This window comes from Eubacterium oxidoreducens, assembly GCF_900104415.1.
GTDB classification, from domain to species: domain Bacteria; phylum Bacillota; class Clostridia; order Lachnospirales; family Lachnospiraceae; genus Eubacterium_C; species Eubacterium_C oxidoreducens.
The window spans coordinates 36,725-55,135 of record NZ_FMXR01000019.1 but is presented as its reverse complement, the minus strand read 5'-3'; the positions used below and the strand labels follow the sequence as shown (position 1 = coordinate 55,135).

17 protein-coding genes are annotated in these 18,411 nt (G+C 42.1%); 16 read left to right on the top strand and 1 reads right to left on the bottom strand.

Features of this window, described 5'->3' with window-relative positions; genetic code table 11:
• Positions 1–6: 6 nt before the first annotated feature.
• The 9 genes from BLS20_RS11915 to BLS20_RS11875 all read left to right on the top strand — a co-directional run bounded on the left by BLS20_RS11915 (position 7) and on the right by BLS20_RS11875 (position 11,213).
• Positions 7–1,188 (top strand): galactokinase, encoded by a 1,182-nt coding sequence (locus BLS20_RS11915; protein WP_090174602.1) that lies wholly within the window; start codon positions 7–9, stop codon positions 1,186–1,188.
• Positions 1,189–1,206: 18 nt separating this feature from the next.
• Positions 1,207–2,691, top strand: coding sequence for a UDP-glucose--hexose-1-phosphate uridylyltransferase (gene galT, locus BLS20_RS11910; RefSeq protein WP_090174591.1), 1,485 nt, complete (start codon positions 1,207–1,209; stop codon positions 2,689–2,691).
• Between the two features lie 13 nt (positions 2,692–2,704).
• Positions 2,705–2,935, top strand: a complete 231-nt coding sequence (locus tag BLS20_RS11905; RefSeq protein ID WP_090174590.1) for a hypothetical protein — start codon at positions 2,705–2,707, stop codon at positions 2,933–2,935.
• 9 nt (positions 2,936–2,944) lie between these two features.
• Positions 2,945–4,348, top strand: a complete 1,404-nt coding sequence (locus BLS20_RS11900; RefSeq protein ID WP_090174589.1) for a vWA domain-containing protein — start codon at positions 2,945–2,947, stop codon at positions 4,346–4,348.
• Positions 4,345–5,892 carry an ATP-binding protein gene (locus BLS20_RS11895; RefSeq protein WP_090174588.1) on the top strand — a complete coding sequence of 516 codons (1,548 nt, stop codon included), beginning with the start codon at positions 4,345–4,347 and terminating at the stop codon, positions 5,890–5,892. The genes BLS20_RS11900 and BLS20_RS11895 overlap by 4 nt, the downstream gene beginning before the upstream one ends.
• Positions 5,892–7,358 carry a leucine-rich repeat domain-containing protein gene (locus BLS20_RS11890; protein WP_090174587.1) on the top strand — a complete coding sequence of 489 codons (1,467 nt, stop codon included), beginning with the start codon at positions 5,892–5,894 and terminating at the stop codon, positions 7,356–7,358. Before BLS20_RS11895 ends, BLS20_RS11890 begins: the two co-directional genes overlap by 1 nt.
• A 231-nt stretch (positions 7,359–7,589) precedes the next feature.
• Positions 7,590–8,576, top strand: a complete 987-nt coding sequence (locus BLS20_RS11885) for a GGDEF domain-containing protein (protein ID WP_176762400.1) — start codon at positions 7,590–7,592, stop codon at positions 8,574–8,576.
• Positions 8,577–8,594: 18 nt separating this feature from the next.
• A complete protein-coding gene (locus BLS20_RS11880; protein WP_090174585.1) occupies positions 8,595–10,094 on the top strand; it encodes a chromate transporter in 1,500 nt (499 codons plus the stop codon).
• A 9-nt stretch (positions 10,095–10,103) separates the two neighbouring features.
• Positions 10,104–11,213, top strand: coding sequence for a hypothetical protein (locus BLS20_RS11875; RefSeq protein ID WP_090174584.1), 1,110 nt, complete (start codon positions 10,104–10,106; stop codon positions 11,211–11,213).
• Positions 11,214–11,262: 49 nt separating this feature from the next.
• On the opposite strand, the gene BLS20_RS11870 is transcribed toward BLS20_RS11875, so the two are convergent.
• Positions 11,263–12,123: a class I SAM-dependent methyltransferase gene (locus BLS20_RS11870; protein ID WP_090174583.1), complete on the bottom strand. Its 861-nt coding sequence runs from the start codon at positions 12,121–12,123 to the stop codon at positions 11,263–11,265.
• Positions 12,124–12,291: 168 nt separating this feature from the next.
• On the opposite strand from BLS20_RS11870, the gene BLS20_RS11865 reads away from it, so the two are divergent.
• From BLS20_RS11865 to rplB, 7 genes are all read left to right on the top strand, one after another.
• Positions 12,292–13,845, top strand: coding sequence for an InlB B-repeat-containing protein (locus tag BLS20_RS11865; protein ID WP_090174582.1), 1,554 nt, complete (start codon positions 12,292–12,294; stop codon positions 13,843–13,845).
• An 18-nt stretch (positions 13,846–13,863) separates the two neighbouring features.
• Entirely contained in the window at positions 13,864–15,099 is a 1,236-nt protein-coding gene (locus tag BLS20_RS11860; RefSeq protein ID WP_090174581.1) for a cell wall hydrolase, read from the top strand.
• A gap of 402 nt (positions 15,100–15,501) precedes the next feature.
• Positions 15,502–15,813, top strand: coding sequence for a 30S ribosomal protein S10 (gene rpsJ / locus BLS20_RS11855; RefSeq protein WP_090174580.1), 312 nt, complete (start codon positions 15,502–15,504; stop codon positions 15,811–15,813).
• A 92-nt stretch (positions 15,814–15,905) separates the two neighbouring features.
• A complete protein-coding gene (gene rplC, locus BLS20_RS11850) occupies positions 15,906–16,586 on the top strand; it encodes a 50S ribosomal protein L3 (protein ID WP_090174579.1) in 681 nt (226 codons plus the stop codon).
• 29 nt (positions 16,587–16,615) lie between these two features.
• The gene (rplD, locus tag BLS20_RS11845; protein ID WP_090174578.1) at positions 16,616–17,236 is read left to right on the top strand and encodes a 50S ribosomal protein L4; all 621 of its coding nucleotides are present in this window, start codon (positions 16,616–16,618) and stop codon (positions 17,234–17,236) included.
• On the top strand, positions 17,236–17,535 hold the full coding sequence (gene rplW / locus BLS20_RS11840; RefSeq protein ID WP_090174577.1) for a 50S ribosomal protein L23: 300 nt from the start codon (positions 17,236–17,238) through the stop codon (positions 17,533–17,535). The genes rplD and rplW overlap by 1 nt, the downstream gene beginning before the upstream one ends.
• Before the next feature lie 29 nt (positions 17,536–17,564).
• Positions 17,565–18,407, top strand: a complete 843-nt coding sequence (rplB, locus tag BLS20_RS11835; RefSeq protein ID WP_090174576.1) for a 50S ribosomal protein L2 — start codon at positions 17,565–17,567, stop codon at positions 18,405–18,407.
• Positions 18,408–18,411: the final 4 nt, after the last annotated feature.

The window sequence follows — 18,411 nt, the reverse complement described above, 5'->3', positions numbered from 1 at the left end:
GATGGCATGAAAGAAAAGAAGCTGGTGTTGGAACAATTTGAGGAACTTTATGGTGGACATGGACAGATTCGTCTCTTTTTTGCGCCGGGAAGAGTGAACTTGATTGGGGAGCACACGGATTATAATGGAGGGCATGTGTTTCCATGTGCATTAGGATATGGAACCTATGCCGCAGTGCGGGAAAGACAAGACCGCAAGGTGCGACTCTTTTCTTTGAATATGCCAAAAGAAATCATAGAATGCGATTTGGATCATCTGATGCCGGAGACGGATTTGGGATGGGAAGCGTATCCGCAAGGCGTCATTTGGGCATATGAAAAATGGGGATATTCATTGCCGCAAGGAATAGATATTGCATATGCCGGCAATATTCCGGCCGGCTCTGGGCTTTCTTCTTCTGCCGCGATTGAAGTAGTAACGGCAATTGCGATTAAGAATTTATTTAACTTAGAAGATGTTGGATTGGTTAAGATTGCGCAGCTATGTCAGTACGCGGAGAATCATTACAACGGGCTTAGCTGTGGAATTATGGATCAGTTCACAAGTGCACTCGGCAAGAAGGATACGGCAATATTTCTTGACACCAATACGTTGGATTTTGATTATGTCAAACTTCCACTTAAGGATGAAAAGCTTGTAATTGTCAATAGTATGGTAAAGCATTCTCTGGTTTCGTCAGCGTATAACGAACGGCAAAGTGAATGCAAGCGGGCGCTTTGCGACTTACAGGAGATTATGGGGATTAATGAACTGTGTGATTTATCGCCTAAGCTGTTTGATACTTATCAAAGTGCTATAAAGGATGACATCTGCCGAAAGAGAGCAAGACATGTTGTGCATGAAAATGCCAGAACACTAAAGGCAGTGGATGCTTTGGTAGAAGGGGATCTTGAGACATTTGGAAAGCTTATGAATGAATCGCACGTATCCATGCGAGACGACTATGAGGTGTCTTGTGAGGAGATGGATTTTCTGGCCCGACTTGGATGGGAGACGCCGGGGGTTCTAGGGTCAAGAATGACCGGAGGCGGATTCGGCGGATGCACCGTGTCACTCGTGAAGGAAGAAGCAGTGGAAGCTTTTACACAAAAAGTGACTGGCGAGTATCAAAAGAAATTCGGAATCCGACCGAAAGTCTATGTGGCGGAAATTGGAGATGGCGCAAGAGAAATTGCGATAGAATCATAATAGGCAGGTGGAGATTAGATGCAGCAGGCAATATGGAATTTGGCTCAATATGGAATTGAAACGGGACTGATGAAAGAAGAAGACAGGCAGTATGCGATGAATCTGATTTTGGATGTTATGAAAGAAGATGAACTAAAAAAATGTATACCGCAGCAACAAGTGAATCTTTCGGCTACGCTTGAAGTTCTTCTGGATGCAGCAGTGCAAAAGGGGCTGATAGAAGATCATATAACGGATCGGGATTTGTTTGACACAAGACTTATGAACTGTCTGATGCCAAGACCGAGTGAGGTGGTAGCAGAATTTGATCGGCACTATACGAAATCGCCGCAGGATGCGACGCAATATTTTTATAAGCTGAGTATCGATAGTCATTACATACGAAGTGAACGGGTGCAAAAGGATCGTCGCTGGAGTGTGGAAAGTAAATACGGGACGATTGATATATCGATTAATTTGTCTAAGCCGGAGAAGAATCCGAAAGATATTGCGGCAGCCAAAAATGCCAAGCAGGCGGATTATCCAAAGTGTATGCTGTGCATGGAAAATGAAGGCTATGCAGGTCGTGGCAATTTCCCGGCCAGGCAAAATCACCGGATTATTCCGATCACTATTGATGATAAAAAATGGGGATTACAATATTCGCCGTATGTGTATTATAATGAGCATTGTATTGTGTTTAACGGAGAACATACACCGATGCAGATTAACCGTCGAACCTTTGTGAAACTGTTTGATTTTATCAAGCTGTTCCCGCATTATTTTTTGGGTTCGAATGCGGATCTTCCGATTGTTGGAGGGTCAATTCTAAGCCACGATCATTTTCAGGGAGGCCATTATGAGTTCGCAATGGAACGGGCGTCCTATGAAGAAACATTTGTCGTTTCGGGATTTGAAGATGTTGAGGCGGGAATTGTAAATTGGCCGCTTTCGGTGATTCGAATTCGTCATAAGGATGCGAACCGTTTGATTGATTTGGCGGATCATATTTTGAAAAAATGGCGTGATTATACGGATGAGCAGGCATATATCTATGCGCAGACGGATGGAGAACGACATAATACGATTACGCCGATTGCAAGATGCAAAGAAGGCGTCTTTGAATTGGATTTGGCGCTTCGTAATAATATAACGACCGAGCGGTATCCGCTTGGGTTATATCATCCGCATCAGGAGTATCATCATATCAAGCAAGAGAACATCGGGCTGATTGAGGTGATGGGATTGGCTGTGTTGCCGGCTAGACTGGATAAAGAACTTACAATGCTTGAAGAGGCAATCTTGACGGGTAAGGATCTTGAAAGTAATGAAATGCTAAAAAAGCATGCAGCCTGGGCAAAAGAAATTTTGGAAAAATATGATAGCATCAATGCGGACAATATTCACAGCATTATAGAACAGGAAGTGGGTCAAGTCTTTGTTCATGTGTTAGAAGATGCAGGCGTTTATAAATGTACAAAAGAAGGCCGAGAGGCATTTAGAAGATTCATACAGACATTATAGGAGGTTTGAAGATATGATGAATTTTGGGGCTTTGATGAAGCTTAAGGGGATAAGGGATGAATTTGCACAAAATCATCCGGGCGTTTCTCATTTTTTTAGAGATGAAATTATGACGGGACTTCCGGAGGGGACAATTTTGGAAATCAGTGTAACAAAACCGGGAGAAGAAAAGGTCACATCCAATATGAAGGTAAATGAAAAAGATCTTGAAATCTTTCGGACACTTGGAGAACTTTCTAAATAAGGAAACGAGATGGAACAGGATATCAGACAATCCGCACAGGTGTTGGCACGTAAGGTAATGATTTATGCAAGGGACAATATTATGGTGTCAATGCGTTTTTTAGACAGAGCTCTTTTTAAGATGCCGTTCGTTGAGAGTGAGACGGTGGAGGCGTTTGGCGTCACAGGGGAGCATGTTTTGTATAATACCGTGCGGGTATTGGAATTGTTTAAAACTGAAAAGAATTATCCTACGAGAGCTTTTTTGCATATGATTTTTCATTGTATTTTTTCACATCCTTTTCATTATGAGAAAATGTATCGGGAAAGCTGGGATCTTGCCTGCGATTTGGCAGTTGAGTATGCAGTGATGGATATGAATATTCCGGGCTGTGAGCTGAAGACGGATGCTGCAAAAAAGCGGATTTTGGAAGGGTTAAAAGAAGAGGTGCCTATGCTGACGGCGGAGCACCTCTATCGTTATTTTAACAGGGAGCCGGAGCGGTTTGCGTATTATCTTGAAAAGCAGGCGTTATTTGAGATGGACGATCATATTGTATGGATGCCAAAGAAAGAGACGAATGCTGAGGATAGAAACGATCATTACAACATTGATACCGCAACAGGACAAGTAGGATGTCACGAAGCAGATCAAGGAGAAGACGGGGAACAAGAACCCGTGGATGAGGCTCTTGTCGGTCAGCGTGGAGATGGCTGGGAAGAAATTTCGGAACATGCTAAGACCGATCTGCAGATGTTTTCCAAAGATCAAGGATTTGGCTCAAGTGGTCTTCTTATGAATCTTCAGGAAGCTGTTCGGGATAAAATTGATTATACGGAATTTTTGAAAAAATTTGCCGTCCTTGGAGAGGAGATGCATATCAACGATGATGAGTTTGATTACATCTATTATACTTATGGGATGGAATTATATGAAAATATGCCGCTGATTGAGCCGCTTGAGTACCGGGAAAACAAACGGATACGGGAGTTTGTAATTGCAATTGATACGTCGGGATCGTGTCAAGGAGAGACGATTCATCGTTTTTTGAGAAAGACGTATTCGATATTGAAAAGTTCCGAGAGTTATTTTGAACGGGTTAATATTCATATCATCCAATGCGATGCAAAAGTGCAGCACGATGAAAAAGTAACTACGGATGAAGAATTTGAGGCATATATGAAGGATGTCGAGCTTGTTGGATTTGGCGGGACGGATTTTAGACCGGTCTTCGAATATGTAGACGGTTTGATTCGCAGGCATGAATTCCAAAATCTTAAAGGGCTGATTTATTTTACGGATGGGAATGGAACATTTCCGGAGAAGCAGCCGGAATATGAGACGGCATTTGTTTTTATTGAAGAGGGATATACGATTCCAAAGACACCGGACTGGGCAATCCGGCTGGTATTACAGGAGGACGAAATAGAATGAATATCAAGGAAGCAAAGGAGCAGATTGAACAGTCAGTCAGCACCTATTTGAGAAAAGATGAATTCGGACAATATAAGATACCGATTGAAAGGCAGCGTCCGGTTTTCTTGCTGGGACCGCCGGGCATCGGTAAGACCGCGATTATGGAGCAGATTGCGCAAAGTCTAGATATTGCGCTGGTCTCCTATTCTATGACGCATCATACCAGACAAAGTGCGCTGGGGCTGCCGTTTATTCGACATAAAGTTTATGGGGATCAGGAATTTGATGTGTCAGAATATACGATGAGTGAAATCGTAGCTTCTGTGTATGAGATGATGGAGCAGACCGGAAAAAAGGAAGGCATTTTGTTCTTGGATGAAATTAACTGTGTGTCAGAGACGCTTGCGCCTTCTATGCTACAGTTTTTGCAATACAAGACTTTTGGAAAGCATCGTATTCCGGAAGGATGGATTGTGGCAACTGCCGGTAATCCACCGCAGTTTAACCGTTCTGTGCGCGAGTTTGATGTGGTAACAATGGACCGTCTTCGCGTGCTTGAAGTAGAAGCTGATTATGATACATGGAGAAACTATGCGGTGAACAAAGGGCTTCACAGTGCGATTCTCACCTATCTGGATGTGAAAAAATCAGATTTTTATCAGATTGAAAATACGGTGGATGGTAAGAGCTATGTTACAGCAAGAGGCTGGGAAGATTTATCGGAAACCTTATACTTGTATGAAGAACAAGAATATGCAGTAGGGGAGACGCTTGCCTGTCAGTTCCTTAGAAATAAAAAGATCGCAAGGGAATTTGCAGCATATTATGATCTTTATTGTAAATACAAACAGGATTATCAGGTGCATCAGATTCTGGATGGGGAAGCTGGAAAGTCGATTTTGGAAAGAGCCAAAAAAGCAGGATTTGATGAACGTCTTTCACTTATGGGACTGCTTATGGATGCACTGCAAGAAAGTATTCGCGACAGTGTAAAAAGGGAGTCGACGCTTCGTTATCTTACGCGGATGCTTCGCGAGGTGAAAGGCGACCTTATATTTGCAGAGGATAAGACGGCGGAATATATCGAACATGTGCTGACAGCGAAAGCGGATGCCATCCATGAGAAGATGCTTAAGGAGGATGCCGCCAATGCACTTGGAAGTCTTGATCGTTATACCTATATGCAGGCGGAAGACACGCTGCGCCGTTATATGCGACAGATCAAGATTGAAGGCACAACGGAGCCGAAGGAAGCATTTGCATATCTAAAAAACCAGTTCGAGCTTTCGGTTGGAGAACTAAAACGTCATACCGACCAAATCGCGCAAAAACTAGATCACTTATTTACCTTTGTTGAGAAGGTGTTTGGAGATGGTAATGAGATGCTTGTTCTGGTGACGGATCTTACGATTAATTATGCCAGCGCGAAGTTTATTGCAGAATATGGATGCAAAAAATATTTTAAATATAATAAAAAATTTCAGATCCATGAAAGACAGATGGAGATTGCAAATGAATTAGAACAGCTGGATTTGAGCCGGCTTTCGATTGATGAGGAATAATGGTTTCGGAAAAAGATTTTGTTTATGAAAGAATAGAAGATGGAGTGCGAATTACGGCATATACCGGTAGCGAAGTGGATGTGAAGATTCCGGAGATGCTGGATCAAAAACCGGTCAGGCAAATTGGAGAAGAAGCATTTTCAGAAGCAACGGATGTGGAACGCATTGTATTACCGGCTAATCTTCGCAAGATTTGTCATGGAGCTTTCAAATACTGCCTTGCGCTAGAAGACGTTGTAATGACGGAAGGGGTAGAAGAGCTCGAGGATGAGATCTTCTTTGTTACTTCAGTATCGAAGATTCATATACCGGCAAGTGTGCGGATGATTCATGCGCCTTATGATATGGCAGAATTTGAGTGGACGATTGCGAAGGATAGTCCTTATTACAAGTCGGATGATTTTGCACTTTATAAAAAATGCGAGGATGGATGGCATATGGTTGCGATGCATCTTTTAAATAAGGCCAAAGAATATCGGGTGCAGGATGGAACGGTAGAGATTGAACAAAGTGCTTTTAGCGGGAATGAAATACTTGAGAAGATTGTGTTACCTGACAGTGTTCGCGTGATTGGTCCGGATGCAATGGAAAGCTGCATGGCTTTGCGAGAGGTGAATCTCCCGGAAGGTCTTATACGCATTGAAAACGGTGCGTTTCGGGGATGTACGAATCTGAAAGAGATACATCTGCCAAAGTCACTTACGACACTTAGCGTAGGAGCTGTGAATCATACTTTTAACTGGAATGCCAGTGAGCGTGGGTTTCACAAAGTGACAATTGAAAAGGGCAATGCGCATTTTGCAATTGATGAAGACGCGCTTTATCGAATAGGGGAGCAAGGTCTAAGCTTGATGTGGTATTTCGGTGTGGAAAAGGAGTATACGATACCGGATTCGGTCTGGCGTATTGAAACGGGGAGTTTCTTTCGAGGCGGCCTTGTGAAACTAACGATTCCTGCCTCTGTGCAATGTGTAGAAAAAGGTGCATTTGAGCACTGCGATGAGCTTGATGAGCTTGTGCTTAAGGATTGCGGAATCACTTTGTATATTCCAAAAGTTCCGCGCTATCGAAGAGATGAGATGATGTCCTTTTTGTTACCTGAGCCTAATGGAAGCATTTACGGATTTGAGCAGTATGATCAGGCATGGGACACCTATCGGATTTTGGAAGAAAAGGCGAAGATGGCGGCATCGAGACTCAAAGATGCGATGATGCTTACAAGCCAAAACCGGGAAAAATATGAAACATATTTGCAAGAACATTTTGCAGAAATTTTAGAGGATATTGCGCAGCGCGCAGATCAAAGTGAACTTGCTCTTTTGTGTGATGCGGGAGTGATAAATTCTGAAAATGTGGATCGTGCTATGGAATGCTTTGCCGGTGCTTTGAGGGGAGAATTATCCGGTATGCTTTTAGAATATAAGGAAACGCATTTGGGGTACCAAAGTTTCGACTTTAGCTTGTAAAGCCTAAGCGCTTGGCTATTGCTTTTTTGTGGTAAAAAAGATACAATATTTGGTAGAGATGAATTAATTAGAGACGATATTTAGGGGAATAAGGATACTGGAATGAGTATTGACAAGCGGCAATTTAGTCGCACAGAACAAAAATACATAAATAGGAAGTTAGAGATAGAGGCGGGGAGGCGTAGTTTCCATGTATGCGTACTGATTTGTGTTGCTATGCCGTTTTTGCTAATGAACCAGACGGTTTATGCACAAGGCACCGTGGTTGGGAGTACATCGCTTTTTCTATTTGCAATAGAAGTAGCGGCGGTGATTTGCGCATTTATTGGATATTGCAGTTGCAATCGAAAGAGTTTTTCCTGGCTAAATCGCAATGTTTATATGGCGGTTTTGGCAGGATTTTTGGATTTGACAGCGGCTTTGATTCATAATACACTTGTGACATTGCTTCTATTTTCTATTGCAGCAATTGCGATAGCCTGGGCGATGCTTTGGGAGGAGAAGCATACTATCATCTGGCTGTTTGGACAGATTGGAGCGTTGGTATGTGTTTCGATGATACATGGATGGAATTCGTATGCGGTTGCGTCGATGGTGATTGTTCAAGGATTTGCAATGGTGATTGCATTACTGGCATATCGAAGCTATATACGTAAGATTCATAATGAGTATTATCTAAGACGTGCTGTTCATGATGCGCAGACAGATCCGTTGACTAGATTGTGTAATCGACGAGGTCTTGAAGAAAGAGTCAGTGGAATCTGGCAATTGTGTCAGCGCCATCATATTCCGGCTGCGCTTCTTATGATGGATATTGATGATTTTAAAAAATATAATGATGAGTTTGGCCATCCGGCGGGCGATGCCTGTATTCAGATGGTTGCTCGTCAGATTAAGAAAAATGCTCGCAGACGCAATGATATTGTAGCACGTGTCGGAGGCGAGGAATTCCTGGTTGTGTTTACGGGAATGAACATGGCACAGGTAAAAGATCGTGCGAAGGCCATGCGGGATATGGTTTATAATTACAAAATGCGCCATGCTGTTGCGGCTAAATATACGTATGTAACGATTTCTATGGGAATCGCATATACCGATTTTGATTCGCAGGTAGAATTTAAAGAATTGTACGATCAGGCGGATCAGAATTTGTATCAGGCTAAGCAAAATGGCAAGAACTGTATCTGTAGTGGTAAGGATACGACGGCGACTGCATAGAGCTTATCGGATGCATGAATGAAACGAAGAAATGAAAATCAAAATGCGAATAAGACAGCATCTTGTGAGAACAAAAGAAAATTTAAAGATTTTTGTATAGAGATTTTCAAGGTCGGTTTTGTTGGATTTGGCGGAGGAAATGCTTTGGTTCCGGTTATGGAGGAGGCATTTGTCCGGAATGATGAATTTGATGAAGATCAAAAGACTTACGACAAGGATGTACTTGTGGCGAATCTGACACCGGGAGCCTTGCCGGTTGAACTGGCAAGTGCACTTGGAAATCATGCATTTGGGCCGAAGGGAATGTTGCTTGGCCCGGTGTTATTTTCGCTCCCGGGCGTGATTATGGCAGCGGTATTATTTATGGTTCTTTCTTCACTTAGTGAAGGGGCATTGAATTATATTAATATTGCAGCTGTTGGCGTTGCGGGATTTATTATTGCTCTTTTGTGCGATTATATTGCAAAAGTATTTGCCCGAAATAAAATAGTTAGTGAACGGAGATTTAAGCGGACATATTTAGTTGTGGGGCTTGTAATCTTTTTTACTTGCGGAAGCGCGATATACAAGCTGCTTGGGGTTGATGTGACTTCAGTATTTAGTATCAGCACAGTTCATATGTTGGCGGTGGCTTTCTTTATCGCTTTTTGGTTACATGGAAATCGGGATGCACTACATATAACAACAACTTTGGTATTGAGTTTCCTTTTTATGCTGGCAAATGGTAAGGCCGGATTCTTATCGCAGATACCGTTTTTGCTGCCGGTTGTGGAGATTTTGATGCTGGTATTGTCGGTGGTCGGTCTGATAAGTTCCGTAAGGGAGACAAAGGTGCGTCTGGAATTGGACCGCGTGGGAATAAGAAAGACATTTTGGAGCTGGCTGATTTTTATAGTGGTTTTGTCGATTCCGGCAGTTGTGATTTTGCAAGATGCAGTGCCGTTTTTACTTCGTGATTTGCTTTCAACGTTTATGTCTTTTGGAGGCGGGGATGCCTATCTGACCATTGCAGACGGAATGTTTGTAGAGCAAGGATATATATCGGAGGATATTTTTTATAGTCAGATTATTACAGTTGTAAATGTACTTCCGGGGTCTATTTTATGTAAGACATTATTTGGTATTGGGTTTTATATGGGATATGGAACCACTGGGGTTGCAGCACTTGGTATTTTGACCGGAATATCTGCATTTGCCTGCTCAGTTGGAGCATCTTGTGCGGCATTTTATCTCATCTATTATTTGTATTCCGGAATTTCGAAGATGAAAGCTATAGAATTTATCGGACGCTGGATTCGACCGATTGTGTGCGGACTGCTCGTTAAAGTGATGCTGGCGCTAATCAATTCCGGGATGGCGCTAGATGAGACAACCGGAGTATCAAGATGGGTGATTTTGATATTTATTGTGGTGTTGGCTGGTGTGAATTATTATGTCAAGAAACGCTTTAAGCCAAATCCGTGGTTGATGGTGATTGTGGATATTATTGTTTCGTTAGTATTCTTTGCGATTCTATAAGGAGTGGCTATGTGCAATACGATTTTATTTCTTAGATCCAGAGTGCTCAGTTATTCTTCGGAAGAAGTGTTTTTTAAGCAGATGATAAAACAATTTGGGAAAGCAGGCTTTCAGACGAAAGTCTGCTTTCTTGGCGCTATTGAAACAGAAGAGGAGCGACTTCGAGGGCTGATTGGCAAAAAGTACCGGGCAATTGTGGATATCAATTCAACGCTGCCGGTTGTGACGGTGGACGGTAAATATTTGCTCGATTTGATAGATGCTCCGTTTTATCAGGTGATACTAGATCACCCGATGCATTTGGATGAACGTCTTCGGGCGCTTCTTGGAAATTATCACGTGGTTTGTGTTGATGCAGGGCATGCCGCATACGTGAAGAGTCATTATCCGCATATAAAAAGTGTGCAGACAATGCATTATCCCGGAATCAAAGCTCGAAATGAGATTCCATTTGAGCAAAGAACGTATAAATTGCTATTTGCGGCTACATATGCTCCGCTTGATTTTTTTGAAGAAAAAATAAAAGGGATTTCCGAAAAAATCTGGGTATTGAGCGGCGAGATTCTAGAGCAGATGAAAGCCGGAGCCGGATTTGAAACTGCGGTGGAAAAAGTGTGTAAAGATCGCCTGCTTACACCATATAAGAACCTGGCGCCATTGTCGTATGTGGACAGATATATTCGAGCATGGGAAAGAGAGCATCTGGTGGATGCATTTTTAGAATATGAAATTCCTTTGACGGTCTGCGGCATTAATTGGGATTTGTATCCTAAGGCAAGTCACAAGCTTTTGCATTGGAGTGGAAGTTGTTCTTATGAGAAAATTATCGAGATGGAAGCGAATGCAAAAGCAATTTTGAATCTGCAACCGCTTTTTACAGAGGGACTTCACGACCGCGGAGCAAATGCATTTGCAAATGGCTGCGCGCTGATTACAGATGGTTGTTCTTTTTTGACAGAAAAGATGGACGATGGATATGCTTTGTTTGATGTATGGAAAAAGGAAGGGTATGATCGTATTCGTGGGTTGATGACAAGAGAAGAAGAACTTAAAGTGTTGGCTCAAAATGGGCAGGAGGAATGGAAAAAACAGAATTTAAAATGGATGTTTTCTTTATAAATAAAAGGTGCTTCGCTCGAAAGAAAGTTAGGGGAAGCACCTTTTAGAATTAATTTTTACTCCAACGTCCACTGGCGCCGCAAGGAAGAACGAGTCCGGAAGCGGTAACCGGAAGACCGATTTCATCGGCTTCTACGTGACCGTGGAACTGTTTTAGTTCGGTTTTTAGTAGATAAGTTAATACGGCAGGGGCAAGGCCTGTTGTGTAGGAATTGATTAAGAAAAACAACGGATCATCGCTTAAAAGCTGAACACATAATTTCACAAAATGATGCAGGCTTTCTTCAATCTTCCAGGTTTCCCCTTTTGGGCCGCGTCCATAAGACGGAGGATCCATTATGATAGCATCGTAATGATTGCCACGTCGAATTTCCCGCTCAACGAACTTGACACAATCGTCAACAAGCCAGCGAATCGGTGCATCTTTGAGGCCGGAAGATACAGCATTTTCCTTTGCCCATGTAACCATGCCTTTGGAAGCATCAACATGTGTAACCTTGGCGCCGGCTTTGGCAGCGGAAAGGGTTGCGCCGCCGGTATAAGCAAAAAGATTTAATACTTTTATTTCGCGTCCGGCATTTTTTATTTTTTCTGCACACCAATCCCAATTGACAGCCTGTTCCGGAAACAGACCGGTGTGTTTGAAACTAAAAGGTTTTAATTGGAAGGTTAAGTCGCGATAGTGAATGCTCCACTGTTTGGGAAGGTCAAAAAATTCCCATTCGCCGCCACCTTTTTTACTTCTGTGATAATGTGCATTAAGATGTTTCCACTCGGCTGCGTTTTTGGGAGTATCCCAGATGACCTGCGGATCCGGACGAAGCAGGTAATAGTCTCCCCAGCGTTCTAACTTTTCTTTTTTTGAACAATCTATAATTTCATAGTCTTTCCAATGCTCAGCTATCCACATAATATGGTTCCTTTCCTTTGTAAGTAGTCTTTCCATATTATAGGGGCAGTAGCGGTGTTCGTCAATCCTAAAGGGAATCACTTATTTTTGTCAAAGTTGAAAAACAAGATACCGGATGATAAAATAAAAAGTGAACTTTTATATAGTGGAGGATGACAGGAGAATAATATGAAAAAGAAGATTATTACCATGATAACCAGTATGGCAATAGCTGTGACTGCAATTGTAGGGGGCGCGATGCCGGCAGGTGCAGCACAACTACAGACGGCGCAGCAGAGCGAAGTAAGTGTAACGGCGCCGGTTTCAAGTGCGCAGAAGCTAGATATTGACCTTTCAGAAGCGGTAGAGGGAAACGTAAATATTTCTTCGGCATCAAAAGGGTCAACGGTCTATCATACGCAGTGGGATAAGTATTCGAATAATTATGCTTACAACAAACTTTCGAAGGCTAAGAAGGCAGTGTGGGATCAAATGGACGCTGCATGTCGTAACCTGTTAACGACAACAAATGATGCACAGAATTATAGCGGAACTTACGGAACCACTGTGATTTATGGGGAAGGATTAAGTGAGACGGATATGTATCAGCTGTTTGTGTTGTTTAAATACTCCAATCCGCAATATTATTTTGTCGGTAGTCAATATGCAGTAGATTATTATGGAAGTTATTGCATCTTGATGATGGCTGTTTATTCGGATTTTGCAGATGGAAGTGATCGAAAGTCTGCGACTAGTAAATTTAAAAGCAAGATTGATACTGCTGTAAATACGGCGAAGTCGAAATATTCATCAGATGCGGCGCGGGTACAGTATTTTCATGATTATATATGCAAGCAGGTAAGTTATTACGATGGCGAAGAAAGCAGCTATGGAGATGAGACGTATTTTACGCAAAGTGCTTATAGTGTGCTAGGAGATGCGGGAGCACAATCGGTTTGTGCCGGCTATTCGCTGTCAATGGAACTTCTTTGCAATGCGCTCGGAATCGACTGTATGGCAGTAACCTCGGAAGCGCATGCGTGGAACAAGGTTCGCCTCAATGATTCCTGGTACAATATTGATGTGACTTGGGATGATGATGGAGCTGGATATTGGTATTATCTTAGAAGTAATGCCAAAATGAAAGAGGTAGATGCGGGCTATTATGCTTATCATACTGCGGAAGCAGCTTGGAGCGGAAAAGTTCCTGCATGTACACTGGATTCGGGTTCTACCGTTTCTACAGCGAAGGGACCAAAAGCAATCAGTAAGAAGGTTGCAACTCCGAAAATCAAGGTGAAGCTTTCCGGAAAGAAATATAAGGTGACGTTAAGCTGCGCAACATCGGGTGCGACAATTTATTATACAACGAATGGAAAGACACCTGATTGTTCGGCTACAATTTCTAATATTTACAAAAAGAGCTTTAAACTGACAAAAGCAAAACTGAAAAAATTAAAAGTGATTGCTGTGAAAGATCAGTATAAAGACAGTAGTGTTAAGAAATTTAAAAAAACAATGTTACCGATTAAGGTAACTTATAAAGTGAATGGAGGAAAGCTTTCCGGAAAGAAATATTTTACGGCCTATGCGTATAAGAAGGTTGGGAAGCTGAAAAAGCCTACAAAAGCAGGCTATGTATTTAAAGGCTGGTATACGAAAAAAAGCGGTGGCAAGAAAGTGACAAAGAATACAAAGCTTAAGAAAAATACGACGATATACGCAAGATGGAGTAAGAAATAACGGAAAGGCAGCGTATTCATGAAAAGAAAGATGACGAGGAGACATTTAATTAAATATCGAAATGTTGCAATCTGTCTGGCTGCGGCACTGACGCTTGGAGCAATGCCTGCGTCGGCTTCGACAAATTCACAATTGAATGATACGAAGTCAAAGGTGAATGATTTAAAGGAACAACAAAAAGAAGCGGAAGAGAAAGTAGATGATTTGACCGATGAGTCAGCGGATTTGCAGACAAAAGTGGAGGCTTATAATAGCAAGATGGAAACGCTGACCGCGGAGATTGATGAAGCACAAGCTGAGATTGATAAGACTAGTTCGGAGCATGAACGCGTAAAAGAGCAGGTTGAAAAGACCAAAAAAGAACTGACTAAGGCAAAGGAGACTGCAGCAGCGCAGTTAAGTAATATGAAGGAACGCATCCAGTTTATATATGAAAATGGTGCACAAAGTTACCTGGCGGTCTTCTTTGAATCTAAGAGTTTTGCTGATTTTTTGAATCGTATGGAATATGTGAATGCGATTAATAATTATGATCGAGACAGATTGACGGAGTACGAAGATACTGTCGATCAGATTGCGAAATTACAGACGGATCTAGAAGCAGAGGAAGAGATGTTGGCGCAGCAGGAAGAGGCGTTAGAGGAACAAAAACAAGCCTATGAAGATAAACAAGATGAGATGGATGAGCTATTGACCGAGACGAAGTCCGAACTTGCAACATCGCAAGAAAATCTTGAAAAAGCGCAGCAGTCGCAAGAGGATATAGAAACGCAGCTTGCACAGATGGAGAAAAAGCAAAAACAACTAGAAGAAAAGGCGGCAAAGGAAGAGGCTGCAAGGCTGGCAGAGATAAAAGAAGAAGAGGAAGAGACTACGACCGGTACGAAAGTGTCGGCGAGTGCCAGCGACCAGGAATTGCTATCGGTCATTATTTACTGTGAGGCCAGAGGAGAATCTTACAAATCGAAATTAGCGGTGGCAAGTGTGGTGGTTAACCGGGTTGCCAGCAGTAAATTCCCGAACAGTATCAAAGGTGTAATCTACCAATCGGGTCAGTTTTCTCCGGTGGGAAGCGGAATTTTTGCTTACTATCTGGCAAATGAGAAAAATGACGGTTATAGTGATTGTGTGAAGGCTGCCAAGGAGATTCTAGAAGGTGGTTCGCAATTTAAGTATCTGTACTTTAGAACAGTTGAGAGTGCGAAGAAGGCTGGGATTAGTGGAACAGTGATTGATAATATGATTTTCTATTAGGTGGGGGACGCTCCCTCCAAGGCATACTATTAATATAGAAGAAACACAGATTCACCTTTGCTGAAGATGTAACATTTGGCTGAGGTGAATCTTTTGATTTGGCCAAATATAAGCTCAAAAATGAAATGAAAAAAAGGTCTTGCAAAGTTAGATGAATTCATGTATAATACAACTTGCTGTGACATTGATAGCGTAGAAGCGTGAGGTTGCCGCAAGAAATTGCGGGTTTTCCGTGGAGCGAATGTCAAGTTAGGAAACTGGCGACAAGTCACTGTACAGAAATTTATCTACAGATTAAAACAAGGTAGATTCGTGTGTAGAAGAATCATGACACACACGGAGTAGTGTACAGTCACCGCTTGTCGTACTAATTAAAAGTGCGAAAAGGAGGCGACTTTTTTTATGGCAAGTCAAGTAATGAGAATTACATTAAAGGCTTATGATCACAAACTTGTTGATGCATCTGCTAAGAAAATCATCGAAACTGTAAAAAAGAACGGAGTTAAGGTGAGTGGACCTGTACCACTTCCAACTAAGAAAGAAGTTGTTACGATTCTTAGAGCTGTACATAAGTACAAAGATTCCAGAGAACAGTTTGAGCAGAGAACTCACAAGAGACTGATCGACATCACAGCACCGACACAAAAGACCGTAGATGCTTTATCACGTCTTGAGATGCCGGCCGGTGTGTATATCAACATTAAGATGAAGTAAAAATCCTGAAGGGCCAATGATATGATATGAGGCTGTTCTAGGATGAACGCGAAAGCGTTCCGCTGTAGACAAAACAGGAGGTAAAATTTAGTATGAAGAAAGCAATCTTAGCTACAAAAGTCGGAATGACTCAAATCTTCAATGCAGAAGGAGTTCTTACTCCGGTAACAGTACTGCAGGCTGGACCTTGTGTGGTAACACAGATCAAAACTGTAGAAAATGATGGCTATAGTGCAATTCAGGTTGGATTCGTAGACAAGAAAGACAGAATCGTTACTAAGGATGCAACAGGAAAGAAAGAAATCGCACATAGACACGGAACAAACAAGGCTCAGAAAGGACATTTCGATAAAGCCGGCGTAAGCAGCAAAAGATATGTCAGAGAGTTTAAGGTTGAGAACGCAGACGAATATAATCTTGCAGATGAGATCAAGGCTGACATCTTTGAAGAAGGTGACAAGATTGATGCAACTGCAATTTCAAAAGGTAAAGGCTTCCAGGGCGCAATTAAGAGACATGGTCAGCACAGAGGACCAATGGCTCACGGCTCTAAGTTCCATCGTCATCAGGGTTCCAACGGAGCATGCTCTAGCCCAAGTAAAGTATTCAAGGGTAAAGGAATGCCGGGACATATGGGAAGCGTAAAAGTTACAGTTCAGAATCTTGAAGTTGTAAGAGTTGATGCTGAAAACAACTTGCTTCTGGTTAAGGGTGCTGTACCAGGACCTAAGAAATCATTAGTAACAATCAAGGAGACTGTAAAGAGCAAGTAAGCGCTCAATAAGAAAGGAGGAACTTATCGATGGCTAACGTAGCTGTTTATAATATGGAAGGCAAAGAAGTTGGCACTGTTGAATTAAACGATGCAATCTTCGGAGTTGACGTTAACGAACATTTACTGCATATGGCTGTAACACAGCAGCTTGCAAATAACCGTCAGGGAACACAGAAGGCAAAGACACGTTCTGAAGTTCGCGGAGGCGGAAGAAAACCATGGAGACAGAAAGGAACAGGACATGCACGTCAGGGTTCTACAAGATCTCCACAGTGGACAGGTGGTGGAGTTGTGTTTGCTCCTACACCAAGAGATTATTCTTTCAAGTTGAACAAGAAAGAAAAAAGAGCAGCTCTTAAATCTGCTTTAACATCAAGAGTTCAGGATAACAAGTTAATCGTTATCGATGACATGAAGATGGATGAAATCAAGACAAAGACAATCGCTAACACATTAAAGAGCTTGGATGTAAATAAAGCACTTATTGTTATTGAAGCTGATAACAAGAATGTAGCAATCTCTGCAAAGAACATTGCAGACGTAAAGACGGCTTATCCAAATACAATCAATGTATTCGATATAATGAAATACAACACGGTTGTATTAAGCAAAGATGCCCTTGCTAAGATCGAGGAGGTGTATGCATAATGGCAAACATTCAATATTATGATGTAATCCTCAAACCGGTAGTAACCGAGAAGAGCATGAACCTTATGGCTGAAAAGAAATATACTTTCTATGTTCATCCAGAGGCTAATAAGACAATGATTAAAGAAGCAGTTGAGAAGATGTTCGAAGGAACAAAAGTTGCCAAGGTCAACACATTAAATGAGCCTGGTAAGAAGAAAAGACGTGGATACGTTATCGGAAGAACTGCTAAGAGAAAGAAAGCAATCGTTCAGCTGACACAGGACAGCAAGGATATCGAGATTTTCGCTGGCTTATAAGATAGCGAAACATTGAAAGGAGATTAGTCATGGGAATTAAAACATATAACCCATATACACCTTCCAGAAGACATATGACGGGTTCTGATTTCTCCGAGATTACTAAGACAACACCGGAAAAATCATTGCTTGCTAAAAAGAAAAAGAATTCTGGACGTAATAATCAGGGTAAGATTACCGTTAGACACCATGGTGGTGGAAATAGACAAAAATACAGAATTATCGACTTTAAGAGAAATAAAGACGGAGTTCCGGCTACTGTAGTTGGTATCGAATACGATCCAAACAGAACAGCTAATATCGCACTGATTAGCTATGCTGATGGTGAAAAAGCATATATCATTGCTCCACAGGGACTTACAGACGGAATGACTGTAATGAACGGACCGGAAGCTGAAATCAAAGTAGGTAACTGCTTACCACTTGCGAATATTCCGGTAGGTACTCAGGTACATAACATTGAGATGCTTCCAGGAAAAGGCGGACAGATGGTTCGTGCTGCTGGAAACTCAGCTCAGCTTATGGCTAAGGAAGGAAAGTATGCAACACTTCGTCTTCCATCCGGAGAAATGAGAATGGTTCCAATTCAGTGTCGTGCAACAATCGGTACTGTAGGAAATGCGGATCATAATCTGATTAACATCGGTAAAGCAGGACGTAAGCGTCACATGGGTATCCGCCCAACGGTACGTGGTTCTGTTATGAACCCTAATGACCATCCACATGGTGGTGGTGAAGGTAGAGCACCAGTTGGACGTCCTGGTCCATGTACACCTTGGGGCAAGCCTGCTCTGGGTCTGAAGACCAGAAAGAAGAAGAAACAGTCTAACAAGATGATCGTCAGAAGAAGAGATGGTAGAGCAATTAAATAATTGC